Below are 13,829 nucleotides of genomic sequence, written 5' to 3'. Positions count from 1 at the left end.
GCGTCAATGCGCGAGAGGATGCGGGCATGAACGGAATCGACACGGCTGTGGCTGCACTGCTGGCTAGCCGCATCGACAGCCTGCTTCCCGTCGGCGCGCGCGCCGGCGCCACCGCATCTCAGGCGGACGCCTCTCTCAACGTCAAGACCCCGCCCGTTTCGCCCATTCCGGCGACGCCCGCGCCATTGCCTGCGTCCGCGCAGACGGCGCTGTCGGCCGTCGCGCTGACGCTCGATGCCATCACGCGTTACGGCGGCGAAGCGACGCCCGCGCTGGTCGGGCAGATGCCCGTCTGGCCCGCCGCGCCCGCGATCGATATCGCACCGCTGCTGGTCGATACGGGCGCGAACGCGCAGCAGGCGGCGGCTTCGGGTAACGCGCCCGCACAAAATGCAAGCGGGGCGAACGCCGCGCAGGGTACGAACGCGGCGTCGAATATCGTCGCCGCGCCGGTGCCCGTCGCCGAGCTGGCGGCCGCGCTGCAACGCACCGTCGCCGAAAGCGGGCTGTTCTACGAATCGCATCTCGCGCAATGGCTGTCGGGGCAACGTCCCGTCGAGTCGCTCGCGGGCGAGGCGCAGAATCGGCTGGCCGATGCCGCGTCCCAACCGCAGTCCGACGCCGGCCAGGATGCCGACGACGCGAATGCGTGGACGCAAGGCCGGCCATCCGGCAACACGGGCGCCGCGGCGTTCGCTGCCGCCGTCGCCGCCGCGCGTGGCGAACCGGAAGGACCGCAAGGGCCGCACAATCAGTCGGCGCGCTTCACGACGTTCGATCTCGCGACGCACGACATCATCGACATGCCCGCCGAAAACGCGCGCTCCTCGCAGCAGGCTGCCATGACGCACGCGGCGGGCGACGATCCGAACACACCGCAACAGCAATCGATGCAGGCTTCGCTGCATCCCGCGACGATTCCCCTCGTGCGCCAGCAGCTCGATCTGCTCGCGACGGGGCAATTCCGCTGGACGGGCGAAGCGTGGCCGGGCGCGCGGCTCGACTGGACGATCGAACAGGACGGCGACGAATGGCGGCGCAGCGGCAATGGCGCTTCTTCCGCCGACGATGAGTATCCGTGGCGCACGCGCCTCACGCTGTCGCTGCCGTCGCTCGGCACGGTCGACGCCGACCTCACGCTGACGGGCACGCGTCTCGTCGCGCGGGTGCAGGCGAGTCCGGGCGGCGCGGCGCGTCTTGCCGCGCAGGGCGAGACGTTCAGGCAGCGGCTCGCGCAGGCGGGCATCGAACTGAGCGGCCTGTCGATTCGCGAGATCGGCGGAAGCCCGCCGGCTGGCGGCGCGGCGGCTGCGGCGGCGGCGGCGGCATCGGCGTATGCACGCTCGACGGCGGACAAGCCCGCACAGCATGACGCCGGCCACGATGATTTCGACTGGGACATGCAATGAGCCGCACGCATCGACGGAGCGCGGCGGCGCTCGTCTACGATTCCCACGGTCACGACGAAGCGCCGCGCGTCATCGCGAAGGGTTATGGGCTCGTCGCCGACATGATCGTGCAGCGCGCGAAGGAAGCGGGCCTGTACGTGCACGAATCACCCGAAATGGTGTCGCTGCTGATGCAGGTCGATCTCGATTCGCGCATTCCGCCGCGGCTGTATCAGGCCGTCGCGGAACTGCTCGCGTGGCTGCATCGGCTGGAAAGCGGCGCCGCCGACGATCCGCCTGTCACCGACGTTGTCGTCGCCTCCCCAGCGCCGGATACACCCGGCGAGCTTTGAGGCTCCACGTCAGAAACGCATCATCAGACTGAGCAGCGCCCGCACGCGCCGGCCGTACGGCGGCGCGATCAGGCCGCGCGCGTTGAAGCGCGCCTGCGTCAGCACCGGCTTCATCTTCGAAAACGTGACGAAGCCTTCATACCCGTGATACGCGCCCATCCCGCTCGCGCCGACGCCGCCGAACGGCAGGCTTTCGCACGCGAGATGCATCAGCGTTTCGTTGATGGCCATGCCGCCCGCGATCGTTTCGTGCGTGACGCGCGCGATCGTCGCCTTGTCGTCGTCGTACAGATAGAGCGACAGCGGACGCGGGCGCGCGTTGATGTAGGCGATTGCGTCGTCGAGCGAATCGTAGGGAATCACGGGCAGCAAAGGCCCGAAAATTTCTTCCTGCATCAGCGTGGACGAGTCAGGCGCCTGTGTCACGGCGACGAGCGGAAAGCGGCGCGCGGCGGCATCGGGCGCGGCGTCCGTCAGCGCGTGCAGTTGCGCGCCCTGTTCGCGCGCTTCGTCCGCGAGACGTTGCAGGCGGGCGAAATGGCGCGGCGAAATGATCGACGTGTAATCGGCGTTGCGCGCGAAGTCCGGATAGAGGCGCGCCATGCGCACGCGCGCTCGTTCGATGAACGCCTGCTCCTTGCCGCGCGGCACGAGCACGTAGTCGGGCGCGACGCACGTTTGCCCCGCGTTGAGCGTCTTGCCCGCGACGATGCTGTCGACGGCGTAGTCGAAGCGCGCCTGCGGTCCGACGATTGCGGGCGACTTGCCGCCGAGTTCCAGCGTGACGGGCGTCAGATGCTCGGCGGCGGCGCGCATCACGTCGTGACCGACCTTCGTCGAGCCGGTGAACAGCAGATGATCGAACGGTTGCGCGCTGAAGGCGGCCGCGAGCGCGGCGTCGCCATTGACGACGGCGACGTGATCGCGCGAAAAGGTCTGTGAGATAAGCTGCTCGAACAGCATCGACGTGCGCGGCGTCAGTTCCGACATCTTGATGATCGCGCGATTGCCCGCCGTGAGCGCGCTGATCAACGGACCCGCCGCGAGCAGCACCGGATAGTTCCAGGGCACGATGATCCCGACGACGCCGAGCGGCTGCGGCACGACCTTCGCGCGCGCGGGCAGCAGCCATTTGTTCGCGCCGCGCCGCTGCGCTTTCATCCAGCGCTTGCCGTGACGCAGCGCGCCGTCGATTTCCTCTTTGATGAGCAGAAATTCGGCCAGCAGGATTTCTTCTTTCGCGCGATTGCCGAAGTCGGCGTGCATCGCGTCGGCGAGCGCATCGCGATTGTCGAGCAGCACTTCGCGCAACGCTTTCAATTGCGCGGCGCGCTGGTCCCACGATGGATACGGCGCGCGCAGATACGCAGCGCGTTGCTCGCGCAACAGCGCGCCGAGTGCCGCGATCTCCGGCAGATCGTTTTTCATCTGGTCGTCTCTCCCTGTTCTTGTTTATGTAGTGCTCGTGGTGTGGTCAGTTCATGAACGCGCGCTCGACGATCGCGGCGTGATCGTACGCGGCGGGCAGCGTGCCGTACACGCGACCGCTTTCGCCGCAGCCTTCGCCGAGGCGCGTCGCGATGAACGCATCGGCGACGAACGACGGCGCATGCTGCACGAGCAGCACGGCCTGCGCGATCAGCACGATTTGCTGCGCGATACGGCGCGCCGATGCTTCGCGTGTTTCGGGCGCCGACGTCAGCGCTTGCGTCAGCCAGTCGAGCGCGGCGTTCAGCGCGGGATGTGCTTGTGCCTCTGCGCGCCACGCGGCAAGCAAGGCCTGCGCGGCGTCGGGCTCGCGCTCCATCGCGCGCAGCACGTCGAGACACATCACGTTGCCCGAGCCTTCCCAGATCGAGTTGACGGGCGCCTCGCGATAGAAGCGCGCCATCGGTCCTTCTTCGACGTAGCCGTTGCCGCCCCAGACTTCCATCGCTTCGCCCGTGAATTCGAGCGTGCGCTTGCAGACCCAGTACTTAGCGGCAGGCGTGACGAGGCGCCGCCATGCGCGTTCTTCGGGCGCGTTCGTCGTGTCTTCGAAGGCGCGCGCGAGGCGCATGAACAGCACGGTCGCGGCTTCGGACTCGAGCGAAAGATCGGCGAGCACGTTGCGCATCAGCGGTTGATCGGCGAGATGCCGGCCGAATGCGCTGCGATGGCGCGCGTGGTGAATCGCCTGCACGAGCGCCGCACGCATCAGCGCCGCACTGCCGATCACGCAATCGAGCCGCGTGTAGTTCGCCATTTCGATGATGGTCGGCACGCCGCGCCCTTCGTCGCCGATCATCACGCCCCACGCGTCGAAAAACTCGACTTCGCTGCTCGCGTTCGAACGATTGCCGAGCTTGTCCTTCAGACGCTGGATGCGAACCGCGTTCTTGCTGCCGTCCGGCGCGAAGCGCGGCACGAAGAAGCACGACAGACTTTCGTGATCGTCAGTGCGCGCGAGCACCAGATGCGCGTCGCACTGCGGCGCGGAGAAAAACCATTTGTGTCCGACGAGCCGATAGCCCGCGCCACGTCCACTGCCGCTCGCCGCGAACGCCTGTGTGCGGTTGCTGCGCACGTCGGAGCCGCCTTGCTTTTCCGTCATGCCCATGCCGATCATCATCGACGTCTTCTGATCGAGCGGCAGGTCGCGCGAATCATGCTCGCGCGAATACAGCTTGTCGCGCAATGTCGCGAAGAGTTCGGGTTCGCGTTGCAGCACGGGAATGCTGGCGAAGGTCATCGTCAGCGGACACAGCGAGCCGGATTCGAGTTGCGCGTGCAGAAAATAGCCGGCACAACGCGCGACCATCGCGCCGGGCTGCGGATCGGAGAAAGGCAGCGCGTGCAGTCCTTCCCGACGCAACAGGCCGAGCAGCGTATGCCATGCAGGGTGGAATTCGAGCGCATCGATGCGTTCGCCGCGCGAGCTGAACGACGCGAGTTCGGGCGTGTGGCGGTTCGCGAGATCGGCGAGTGCGAGGATGTCGGGTGTCGTCAGCGCGGCGCCGTCGCGCGTGAGCGTCTCGCGATGCCATCCCGCGCCTTCGCGCTCGACGCCGGAGACAAGCGCGGCGTCGCTCGAAAACAGGTTGTAGTTCGCGAGCGGCGGAACCTGATTGGTCACTTCATGCGTCATGCCGGGGCCGAACCGTTCCATCTGATGTCTCCGTTCGATGCACGCGCGCCGTCCAGTGTCCGGGCCGCTGTTTTATGTGAGCGCGCAAGCCGAATGAGCAGAAGGGCAGCACGCAGAAGACCGTGTTTGAACGACGTCCGCACGCCAGAAATAGCGCGCGCGGGATCTTTCATCATAGGGGCGCGGCGCGGGTTCCGTTTAGAGGGATCGCTCTGACGTCGACGGCGCGAGATCGTCCCGCGCTCCCTACAATGCGCAGACAGCGCATGTAGACAAGTGTGCACGAGACAGATGCCGCCAGCAACGCGCGGCGACAATAGCGTGGGACAGGAGGAGCGGATGCAATACGACTACGTCATCGTAGGCGCGGGTTCGGGCGGCTGTTCGCTCGCCGGGCGTCTCGCGGAGCAATGTCCCGACGCGACCATCGCGCTCATCGACGCGGGTCCGCACACCGAACGCAATCTCTTCGTCAACATGCCGCTCGGCGTCGCCGCCGTCGTGCCGTTCAAGCTCAAGACCAACTACGGCTATCTGACGACGCCGCAACCCGGTCTCAACGGACGGCGCGGTTATCAGCCGCGCGGACGCGGCTTCGGCGGATCGAGTGCGATCAACGCAATGGTCTACACGCGCGGCCATCCGCTCGATTACGACGACTGGGCGCGGCTCGGCTGCAACGGCTGGTCTTTCGACGACGTGTTGCCGTACTTTCGCCGCGCAGAATGCAACGAGCGCAACAGGCACGGCGCCAATGCGCTGCATGGCGCCGACGGTCCGCTCAACGTCGCGGATCTGCGGTTCCAGAATCCGTTTTCCCATCGCTTCGTGAAGGCCGCCGTCGAAGCCGGCTTTCCGCGCAACGACGATTTCAACGGCGCGATGCAGGAAGGCGTCGGCTTCTACCAGGTGACGCAGCGCGGCGGCCAGCGCTGGAGCGTCGCGCGCGCGTACATCTACGGACGCGCGCGTCCGAATCTGCACACCATCGCCGATGCCGCCGTGTTGCGCGTGCTGTTCGACGGCAAGCGCGCGACGGGCGTCGAAGTGATGCGCGGCGGCGCGAAGGAAATCATCGAGGCGCGCTGCGAAGTCGTGCTCGCGGCGGGCACCTTCAACTCGCCGCAACTGCTGATGTGCTCGGGCATCGGTCCCGCGGAGCATCTGCGCGCGTTCGGCATTCCCGTGCTGCACGACGCGCCCGAAGTCGGGCGCAATCTCACCGATCACGTCGATTTCACGATCAACAAACGCGTGCCGTCGACGAAACTCACCGGCTTCTCGCTGCGCGGCTTCGCGAAGATGGTGCCGGGCTTCTACTCGTATCTGCGCAGCGGACGCGGCATGCTGACGAGCAATGTCGCGGAAGCGGGCGGCTTTCTGAAAAGCCGTCCGACGCTCGACCGGCCCGATCTGCAATTGCACTTCTGCACCGCGCTCGTCGACGATCACAATCGGCGGATGCATTGGGGGCATGGCTATTCGCTGCACGTGTGCGTGCTGCGTCCGCATAGCCGCGGTTCCGTGACGCTCGCGGGCAGCGATGCGCGCGAGGCGCCCGTCATCGATCCCGCGTTTCTCACCGATCCGCGCGATATGGATCTGCTCGTCGAAGGCGTGCATCTGTCGCGGCGCATTCTGGACGCGCCGTCGCTCGCGCTGTGCGGCGGCCGCGAACTCTACACGCGGCACGGACAGACGGATGCCGAATTGCGCGCGACGATCGCCGAACGTGCCGACACGATCTATCACCCCGTTTCGACATGCAGGATGGGCGGCGACGAGCGATCGGTCGTCGATCCGCAACTGCGCGTGCGCGGCGTAACGGGCTTGCGGGTAGTCGACGCTTCCGTGATGCCGACGCTGATCGGCGGCAACACGAACGCACCTACGGTGATGATCGGCGAGCGCGCCGCGGATTTCATCGCAGCGACGCGGCGTGGTGCTGTCGCCAGTCAGCCGCTCGCCGACGAGCTCAGGCCACTCGTCCGTCGTGATGCCGAACAACACGCAAAATAAGAGTAATCCTATAAAGATCCAAAATCGTTCATCGCTTCATTTCTGAGATTTTCACGCTCCTATAATCGCGCCCCAACGAAGGGCGCACGGGCGCGCGTTCGAAATTCAGGGAAACGAATCGATGAGTGTCAATGTGATTCAGTTGGTCCGGTCTGCATTGCCGGACGCGGTGGTTCGACAGTTGTCGAATTGCCTCGGGTTGCCGCCGGAAGCGACGGCGAAAGTGATGGATGTCACCGCGCCGGCGCTCGTCGCCGGCCTGTTGCACAAATGCGCGACGCTCGACGGCGCGCGTGCGCTGTTCGCGACCGTACTCGGGCAGGAAGTCAGCGCGGATATCGCCGAACAGCTGCCGCGAATTTTCTCGAGCACGACGGGCGTGACGCAGTTGTCGTCGACGGGTCGTCAGCTGCTCGAACATCTGTTCGAGCGGCGCATCGACGGATTGAGCGACACCGTGTCGATGCAGACGGGCGTGCCCGCGCACGCGACGCACGCCATTTCGGGCATCGCTGGCGGCGTGATGATGGGCGTGCTCAAGCGCCACGTTCTCGATCATCAGGGCAATATCGGCCAGCTGCCGACGCTGCTCGGCCAGCAGTTGCCGCACATCGCGCCGTTCCTGAACGACGGTCTGACGATGGTGCTTGGTCTGGGCGGCGCGGCAGCTTTCGCGCAGACGGTCGGTTCGCAGGTGCGCGCGGTGTCGTCGCATTTCGATCAACCGGTTGCAGCGCCTGCACCCGTGCGCGGTCCCGCCGAGCCGACGCTGTCCACGAATGCGTCAGCCGCCGTGCAGCCCGCCCGCGAAGTGCGCGAGGTGCGCCATGTCGGTCTGAAGGCGAAGCATTGGCTCGGCGTGACGGCGTTGTCTGCGCTGATCGGCGCGTTGGCCGCGATGCTGACGTGGATTGCGTTGTCGTACTGTCCGGCGGCGACCGGTTTCCTCAGCCGCAACGTGGTCGCAGCCGAGCCTGTCGCAGCGGACGCGTCGGCCGCGCAAGCCGATACCCAGCCGGTTCCGCAGCCCGCGCACGACGATTCCGCGAGCACTTCGGGCCCGGTGCAGACGGACGCGGCGCCCGCCGCCGCGAAGGACTCGCAACTGATCGTCTCCGTCGATAAAAACGGCAAGCCGACGATTACCGCAACCGTTCAGAACGTCGCCGAAAAGTCGCAACTGCTGAACGCGCTGACGAAGAAATTCGGTGCGGGCAACTTCAACGCCGACATCACGCTCGACGACAGCCGTAAGGCTGCTGACTGGCTCGCGCATCTCGACGCGCTGCTGCCGCTGCTGGCGACGCCGGGCGCGGAGATGAAAATCGACGGCACGCAGGTCGAACTGAGCGGTGCGGCCGCCGATGCAAAATCCGGCTGGCTCGACCGTCTGAAATCGCTGTTCGGCGCGTCGTATCAGGTGAGCGCGTTTAATCCGGCGCAAGCCGTCGCGAACGCCGCGCAGTCGTTCAGGAACGCGGCGAAGTCGCTGCTCGCGCCGGGCGCATCGTGCGCGTCGGCGGATCTCGTCAGGACGCTGAACCTGCAGGTCGTCAATTTCGCGTCGCGCGACGCGCGCGTGCCGCAGTCGGCATTCGACGATCTGAACCAGTCCGCGCAATTGCTGCAATCGTGCGCGAAGAGCGGCCACGCGCCGAAGCTCGAAGTGGCGGGCTACTCGGATAACGTCGGCGGCGAATCGGCGAATCTGGAGTTGTCGAAGGAGCGCGCCGAAGCCGTGCGCGCGTTCCTCGTGAAAGCCGGCGTGCCCGCCGACGCGCTCGTCGCGCACGGCTACGGCAATGTGCGCCCCGTGGCGAGCAACGCGACGGAAAGCGGGCGTTTCGCGAATCGGCGGATCGAATTCACTGACGCGCAGGCGCAGCCGCAGTAACACGCAAGAGGTCGAACGAAGTCGGAACCCGATGCCGCCCGGTGCAAACCGGGCGGCATTTTTCATTTCGGCTGCGGTTTCGCGCGATCCGGTTGCGCGGCGGGGAGATCGAAGGTAGGCGGGTGCGTGAAGTTGTCGGTTGTGAGGCCCGGCAGCGTTTCGCGCGCGACTTCGAGCCACGCGCGCGCCGCATGCGACAGATAGCCGTTGCGCCGCCAGCCGATCGCCATTTCCCACGGAATCTCCGGCGCGACGACGGGCCGGCAGGTGAACTGCGCGGCATCGAGCCGCCGGCAATACGGCGCGGGCAACAGCGCAATGCCGACGCCCGCCAGCACCAGCGCCGCCATGAAGTCCCAATGCCCGCTGCGTCCGACGATGGTCGGCGCGAAGCCCGCCGTGCGGCACGCCGTCAGCACGACGTCGTTCAGCGCGAGGCTTTCGCCGTAGAACACGAACGGTTCCTGCGCGAGATCGGCGAGCGGCACTTCCTGCAGCGCATCCCAGCGCGAGCCGTGACGCGCGACGAGCCACAGCACCTGACGGGTCATCGGCAGCACGTCGATCATGTCGTCGACAGGCTGAAGCACGCCGCCGAGTTCCAGTTCGCCCGAAATCAGCGCGGCCTCGATTGCCTTCGAACCCTGCTCGAACAGCTTCAGCTCGACCTTCGGATAACGCTGCCGGAATGCGGCGATCGCGGGCGTGAAGAGCGACCCGCCCATCGGCGGAATGCCGATGGTCAGCTCGCCGCGCCCGAGCTTGTCGAGATCGTTCAGTTCGGCCTGCAATTGCGCGTAGGCGGCGATCACATCCTGGCCGCGCTGATAGACGATCCGGCCGGCGTCCGTCAGCACCATCTGCCGGCCGTCGCGCAGCAGCAGCGGCGAGCCGATCTCGTCTTCCAGCGCCTTCACCATCTTGCTGATGGTCGGCTGCGTGACGAACATCTGCTCGGCCGCGACGGTGAAGCTCTGCTGCCGTACGACCTCGACAAAATAGCGAAGCGCGCGCAGTTCCATGTTCGTAGCCCTCTTCGTTAGCCTCAATTCCAATTTGGAATGAAGCGGATAATTCTAAGTCATTATATTTATGCTGCACCGCACCCTATACTGAATCTCATCCAAAAGTCACCTAGGGTTTGCCATGATCTCGCCGCTGATCGCCCGTCTCGCCGCTTCCATCCGCCTCGATGCGACGTCGCCCGTCGCGAAGATCGGCCGGATTGCCGTGCAGAGCGCGGCCATCGCCGGAGTCTGGTTCGCCGCCGATTACATCGTGCGCCGTTTCGGTCTGCCTGTGCCGGGCGGCGTCGTGGGTCTCGTCGCGCTGCTGGCGCTGCTGTTCTGCGGCGGCGTCGCGCCGCGCTGGGTGAAGGCGGGCGCCGACTGGCTGCTGTCGGACATGCTGCTGTTCTTCATTCCCGCCGCCGTCGCGGCCGTCCAGTACGGCGGCCTGTTCCGCGAAGACGGATGGCGCCTCGCACTCGTCGTGATCGCGGGCACGCTGATGGTGATGGTGGCCGTCGCGTTTGCCGTCGAACAGGCCGCACGGCTCGAACGCCGTCTCGCGCTGCGTCGCGTGATGGTTCAGCGCGCGCCCGTCGAACGCCGTGCTGCCGGTCGCAACTTCCTCTAATCCACGTTCCGGATCGTTTCGTTCATGAGCGCCTTCTACTCGTCCCTTTTCGTCGACGACGCTTCCCGGCTCATCGCCGCGGGCTGCTTCGTGCTGACGGTGGCGCTCTATTTCGCGTCGAAGGCGTTGTACGCGCGCTTCCGGTCGCCCTGGCTCACGCCGCTGCTCGCTGTGCCCGCGGTGCTGGCCGCGATCGTCGTCGTCGCGCGGATTCCTTATGCCGTCTACTTTCAGGACACGCGCTGGCTGATGTGGCTGCTCGGCCCGGCGACCGTCGCGTTCGCTGTGCCCATCTACGAATACCGCGAACTGCTGAAGCGCCACTGGATTTCGCTCACCGTCGGCGTGACGGTCGGCATCGTGGTCGCCGTGGGCGGATCGCTGGCGCTGTCGAAGCTGCTGCATCTGTCGCCGGAATTGCAGCGCAGCCTGATGACGCGCTCGGTATCGACGCCGTTCGCGCTCGCCGTGTCCGACAAGATTCACGCGCCGAAAGATCTGACCGCGCTGTTCGTGATCGCGACGGGCGTCTGCGGCATGCTGTTCGGCGAGATCGTGCTGGCGCTCGTGCCGCTGCGCACGCGGCTCGCGCGTGGCGCGCTGTTCGGCGCGGCGGCGCACGGCGTCGGCACGGCTAAGGCGCGTGAACTCGGCAGCGAAGAGGGCGTCGTCGCGAGCCTGACGATGATGATCGCGGGCGTCGTGATGGTGCTGCTCGCGCCGCTGTTCGGGATGCTGCCGCTTTGACCTGCAGCCGGACTGAGCCTATTTTGGGATGAGTGGCGGCGCGCGCGCTTTATGATCGCCGGCGTCATTCACTCCGAGACCGGATCAGGCGATGCATCCCATCTCCATCATCATTCCCTGCTACAACGCCGAAGGCACGCTCGCCCGCACGCTCGAGAGCTGCGTCGCGCAACCGGAAGCGGCGCAGATCGTCGTAATCGACGACGGTTCGCAGGACGCTTCACGCGACATCGCCGCGCAATTCGCTCAGCGCTATCCGCACATCGAACTGCTGGGCATGCCGCAAAACGGCGGCGCGGCGCGCGCGCGGAACTGGGGCGCGATGCATGCGCGACATCCGCTGCTCGCCTTTATCGACGCCGACGACGAGTATCTGCCCGGCGCGCTCGCTGCTGCCGCCCAATTCCTGCACGATCATCCGCGTCAGCCGTCGATCCGTTTCGACGTCGAGTATTGCGGCTTTCCCGCCGAGATCACCGGGCATCCTCAATTCGCCGAGCACGCGGCGACGCTCAGCAACACGGTGCCGAGCAGTCTCGTGATCCGGCGTTCGCTGTACGCGGCGTTCGGCGGTTTTCCGCTCGATGACGTGTTCCGCCGCCACGGCGGCGAAGACGGCGCGTTTTCGCTCGCGCTGCTGAACATCTTCGGCAATCCGCGGCTCGACGACTGCAAGCGCGTGCGCATGCACTATCACCCGAATATCCACGCGGAGCGGTATTTCCGCATTTCGATGGGCATGCTCGCCGCACCCGACGAACTCGTCGACGCGACGCGTGAAGCGTCGTGGCGCTTCGTGCGCCACGCGTACGAAGCGATCACCGAATTGCGCGACGCCGACCTCGCGCCGCATCTGACCGCGCAAGCCGCACAACCCGCGCAAACCTCGCCGAATCAATCGGCATAGGCTGAATCGCCGTACCCGCTCGTCATCCCGTTTTGCTACAATCGCCGTTCGTCTTCGAGGAGCGTTGCGACGGGTTCGGCCCGCCAGGCTCGAAGGCTTTCAATCGGAAGGAATGAACGCGCGCCGCGCCTACAAACCAACCGCATCGAACGGCGCTCACGTCACATTTCTAGGTCTTTTTTAGAAAGGAGGGCGTGATGAACGCCGCAGTTATCGATTCCCAAGACTACATTGTTGCCGACATGTCGCTGGCCGACTGGGGCCGCAAGGAACTCACCATCGCCGAGACCGAAATGCCCGGTCTCATGCAAACGCGCGAAGAGTACAAGGCCCAGCAGCCGCTGAAGGGCGCACGCATCGCTGGCTCGCTGCACATGACGATTCAAACGGGCGTGCTGATCGAGACGCTGACGGCGCTCGGCGCCGACGTCCGTTGGGCATCGTGCAACATCTTCTCGACGCAGGACCACGCCGCTGCCGCGATCGCGAAGGGTGGCGTGCCCGTGTTCGCATTCAAGGGCGAATCGCTCGACGAATACTGGGAGTTCTCGCACCGCATTTTCGAATGGCCGAACGGCGAATTCGCGAACATGATCCTCGACGACGGCGGCGACGCAACGCTGCTGCTGATCCTCGGCTCGAAGGCCGAGAAGGATCGCTCGGTCATCTCGAAGCCGACCAACGAGGAAGAAGTTGCGCTGTACAAGTCGATCGGAAAGCATCTCGACATCGATCCGACGTGGTACTCGAAGCGCCTCGCGCACATCAAGGGCGTGACGGAAGAAACGACGACGGGCGTGCATCGCCTGTATCAGATGGAGAAGGAAGGCCGTCTGCCGTTCCCCGCGATCAACGTCAACGACTCGGTCACGAAATCGAAGTTCGACAACCTGTACGGCTGCCGCGAGTCGCTCGTCGACGGCATCAAGCGTGCAACCGACGTGATGATCGCCGGCAAGATCGCGGTCGTCGCAGGATACGGCGACGTGGGCAAGGGCTGCGCGCAATCGCTGCGCGGTCTGGGCGCAACCGTGTGGGTCACGGAAATCGATCCGATCTGCGCGCTGCAAGCCGCGATGGAAGGCTACCGCGTCGTGACGATGGAATACGCCGCCGACAAGGCCGACATCTTCGTGACGGCAACGGGCAACTACCACGTGCTGAACCACGATCACCTGAAGGCGATGCGCCACAACGCGATCGTCTGCAACATCGGCCACTTCGACTCGGAAATCGACGTTGCGTCGACGCGCCAGTACACGTGGGAAAACATCAAGCCGCAAGTCGACCACATCATTTTCCCGGACGGCAAGCGCGTGATCCTGCTGGCTGAAGGTCGCCTCGTGAACCTCGGCTGCGCGACGGGCCACCCGTCGTTCGTGATGTCGAACTCGTTCACGAACCAGACGCTCGCGCAGATCGAACTGTTCGTCGAAGGCAGCAAGTACGAGAACAAGGTCTACGTGCTGCCGAAGCAACTCGACGAGAAGGTCGCGCGTCTGCACCTCGCGCGCATCGGCGCGAACCTGACGGAGCTGACGACGGAACAGGCTGGCTACATCGGCGTCGACAAGAACGGTCCGTTCAAACCGAACCACTACCGTTACTAAGTCGATCGATAAGTCGATCAACAAGCCGAAACAAGTCGGCATGAAGGATGAAGCACACGGCCGATGCGACGCACTGCATCGGCCGGTGCTTCACGCGTGCCCTTCGAGTTCAACCCGGACTACACGCCCACAGGCGATCAGGAGCT

11 protein-coding genes and 1 riboswitch are annotated in these 13,829 nt (G+C 65.6%); of the genes, 8 read left to right on the top strand and 3 right to left on the bottom strand.

Annotated features, from left to right (window positions below; genetic code table 11):
• Window positions 1–26 precede the first annotated feature (26 nt).
• Window positions 27–1,409 (top strand): flagellar hook-length control protein FliK, encoded by a 1,383-nt coding sequence (gene fliK, locus QEN71_RS28775; RefSeq protein ID WP_201648921.1) that lies wholly within the window; start codon window positions 27–29, stop codon window positions 1,407–1,409.
• The gene (locus QEN71_RS28770) at window positions 1,406–1,741 is read left to right on the top strand and encodes an EscU/YscU/HrcU family type III secretion system export apparatus switch protein (RefSeq protein WP_201648922.1); all 336 of its coding nucleotides are present in this window, start codon (window positions 1,406–1,408) and stop codon (window positions 1,739–1,741) included. Before fliK ends, QEN71_RS28770 begins: the two co-directional genes overlap by 4 nt.
• A gap of 9 nt (window positions 1,742–1,750) precedes the next feature.
• Here QEN71_RS28770 and QEN71_RS28765 read toward each other — a convergent pair whose 3' ends face one another.
• Together QEN71_RS28765 and QEN71_RS28760 are read right to left on the bottom strand one after the other, a co-directional pair.
• On the bottom strand, window positions 1,751–3,169 hold the full coding sequence (locus tag QEN71_RS28765; RefSeq protein WP_201648923.1) for a coniferyl aldehyde dehydrogenase: 1,419 nt from the start codon (window positions 3,167–3,169) through the stop codon (window positions 1,751–1,753).
• A gap of 46 nt (window positions 3,170–3,215) precedes the next feature.
• Window positions 3,216–4,889 carry an isovaleryl-CoA dehydrogenase gene (locus QEN71_RS28760; RefSeq protein ID WP_201648924.1) on the bottom strand — a complete coding sequence of 558 codons (1,674 nt, stop codon included), beginning with the start codon at window positions 4,887–4,889 and terminating at the stop codon, window positions 3,216–3,218.
• A gap of 318 nt (window positions 4,890–5,207) precedes the next feature.
• Here QEN71_RS28760 and QEN71_RS28755 point away from each other — a divergent pair, with 318 nt between their 5' ends.
• Both QEN71_RS28755 and QEN71_RS28750 read left to right on the top strand, forming a co-directional pair.
• Window positions 5,208–6,887 (top strand): GMC family oxidoreductase, encoded by a 1,680-nt coding sequence (locus QEN71_RS28755; RefSeq protein ID WP_233471715.1) that lies wholly within the window; start codon window positions 5,208–5,210, stop codon window positions 6,885–6,887.
• A gap of 121 nt (window positions 6,888–7,008) precedes the next feature.
• On the top strand, window positions 7,009–8,781 hold the full coding sequence (locus tag QEN71_RS28750; RefSeq protein WP_201648925.1) for an OmpA family protein: 1,773 nt from the start codon (window positions 7,009–7,011) through the stop codon (window positions 8,779–8,781).
• Between the two features lie 62 nt (window positions 8,782–8,843).
• Here the strand turns inward: QEN71_RS28750 and QEN71_RS28745 are convergent, their stop codons facing one another.
• Window positions 8,844–9,803, bottom strand: coding sequence for a LysR family transcriptional regulator (locus QEN71_RS28745; protein ID WP_201648926.1), 960 nt, complete (start codon window positions 9,801–9,803; stop codon window positions 8,844–8,846).
• Between the two features lie 124 nt (window positions 9,804–9,927).
• On the opposite strand from QEN71_RS28745, the gene QEN71_RS28740 reads away from it, so the two are divergent.
• The 4 genes from QEN71_RS28740 (at window position 9,928) to ahcY (ending at window position 13,683) form a co-directional block, all read left to right on the top strand.
• Window positions 9,928–10,419, top strand: coding sequence for a CidA/LrgA family protein (locus tag QEN71_RS28740; RefSeq protein WP_201648927.1), 492 nt, complete (start codon window positions 9,928–9,930; stop codon window positions 10,417–10,419).
• A 24-nt stretch (window positions 10,420–10,443) separates the two neighbouring features.
• Entirely contained in the window at window positions 10,444–11,166 is a 723-nt protein-coding gene (locus QEN71_RS28735; protein WP_201648928.1) for an LrgB family protein, read from the top strand.
• Between the two features lie 91 nt (window positions 11,167–11,257).
• Window positions 11,258–12,073 (top strand): glycosyltransferase family 2 protein, encoded by an 816-nt coding sequence (locus QEN71_RS28730; RefSeq protein WP_201648929.1) that lies wholly within the window; start codon window positions 11,258–11,260, stop codon window positions 12,071–12,073.
• A 50-nt stretch (window positions 12,074–12,123) separates the two neighbouring features.
• A riboswitch (S-adenosyl-L-homocysteine riboswitch) is annotated at window positions 12,124–12,238 on the top strand.
• A 32-nt stretch (window positions 12,239–12,270) separates the two neighbouring features.
• Window positions 12,271–13,683 carry an adenosylhomocysteinase gene (gene ahcY / locus QEN71_RS28725; RefSeq protein WP_201648930.1) on the top strand — a complete coding sequence of 471 codons (1,413 nt, stop codon included), beginning with the start codon at window positions 12,271–12,273 and terminating at the stop codon, window positions 13,681–13,683.
• Window positions 13,684–13,829 lie beyond the last annotated feature (146 nt).

This window comes from Paraburkholderia sabiae, from assembly GCF_030412785.1.
Lineage (GTDB): Bacteria > Pseudomonadota > Gammaproteobacteria > Burkholderiales > Burkholderiaceae > Paraburkholderia > Paraburkholderia sabiae.
The sequence above is the reverse complement of the archived record's forward strand: the minus strand, read 5'-3'. Positions and strand labels throughout refer to the sequence as shown.

Coding starts and splice junctions, on each gene's coding strand:
- QEN71_RS28750 (WP_201648925.1), top strand. CDS start 7,009: ATGAGTGTCAATGTGATTCAGTTGGTCCGGTCTGCATTGCCGGACGCG.
- QEN71_RS28765 (WP_201648923.1), bottom strand. CDS start 3,169: ATGAAAAACGATCTGCCGGAGATCGCGGCACTCGGCGCGCTGTTGCGC.
- QEN71_RS28735 (WP_201648928.1), top strand. CDS start 10,444: ATGAGCGCCTTCTACTCGTCCCTTTTCGTCGACGACGCTTCCCGGCTC.
- QEN71_RS28745 (WP_201648926.1), bottom strand. CDS start 9,803: ATGGAACTGCGCGCGCTTCGCTATTTTGTCGAGGTCGTACGGCAGCAG.
- fliK (WP_201648921.1), top strand. CDS start 27: ATGAACGGAATCGACACGGCTGTGGCTGCACTGCTGGCTAGCCGCATC.
- QEN71_RS28730 (WP_201648929.1), top strand. CDS start 11,258: ATGCATCCCATCTCCATCATCATTCCCTGCTACAACGCCGAAGGCACG.
- QEN71_RS28760 (WP_201648924.1), bottom strand. CDS start 4,889: ATGGAACGGTTCGGCCCCGGCATGACGCATGAAGTGACCAATCAGGTT.
- QEN71_RS28755 (WP_233471715.1), top strand. CDS start 5,208: ATGCAATACGACTACGTCATCGTAGGCGCGGGTTCGGGCGGCTGTTCG.
- QEN71_RS28740 (WP_201648927.1), top strand. CDS start 9,928: ATGATCTCGCCGCTGATCGCCCGTCTCGCCGCTTCCATCCGCCTCGAT.
- ahcY (WP_201648930.1), top strand. CDS start 12,271: ATGAACGCCGCAGTTATCGATTCCCAAGACTACATTGTTGCCGACATG.
- QEN71_RS28770 (WP_201648922.1), top strand. CDS start 1,406: ATGAGCCGCACGCATCGACGGAGCGCGGCGGCGCTCGTCTACGATTCC.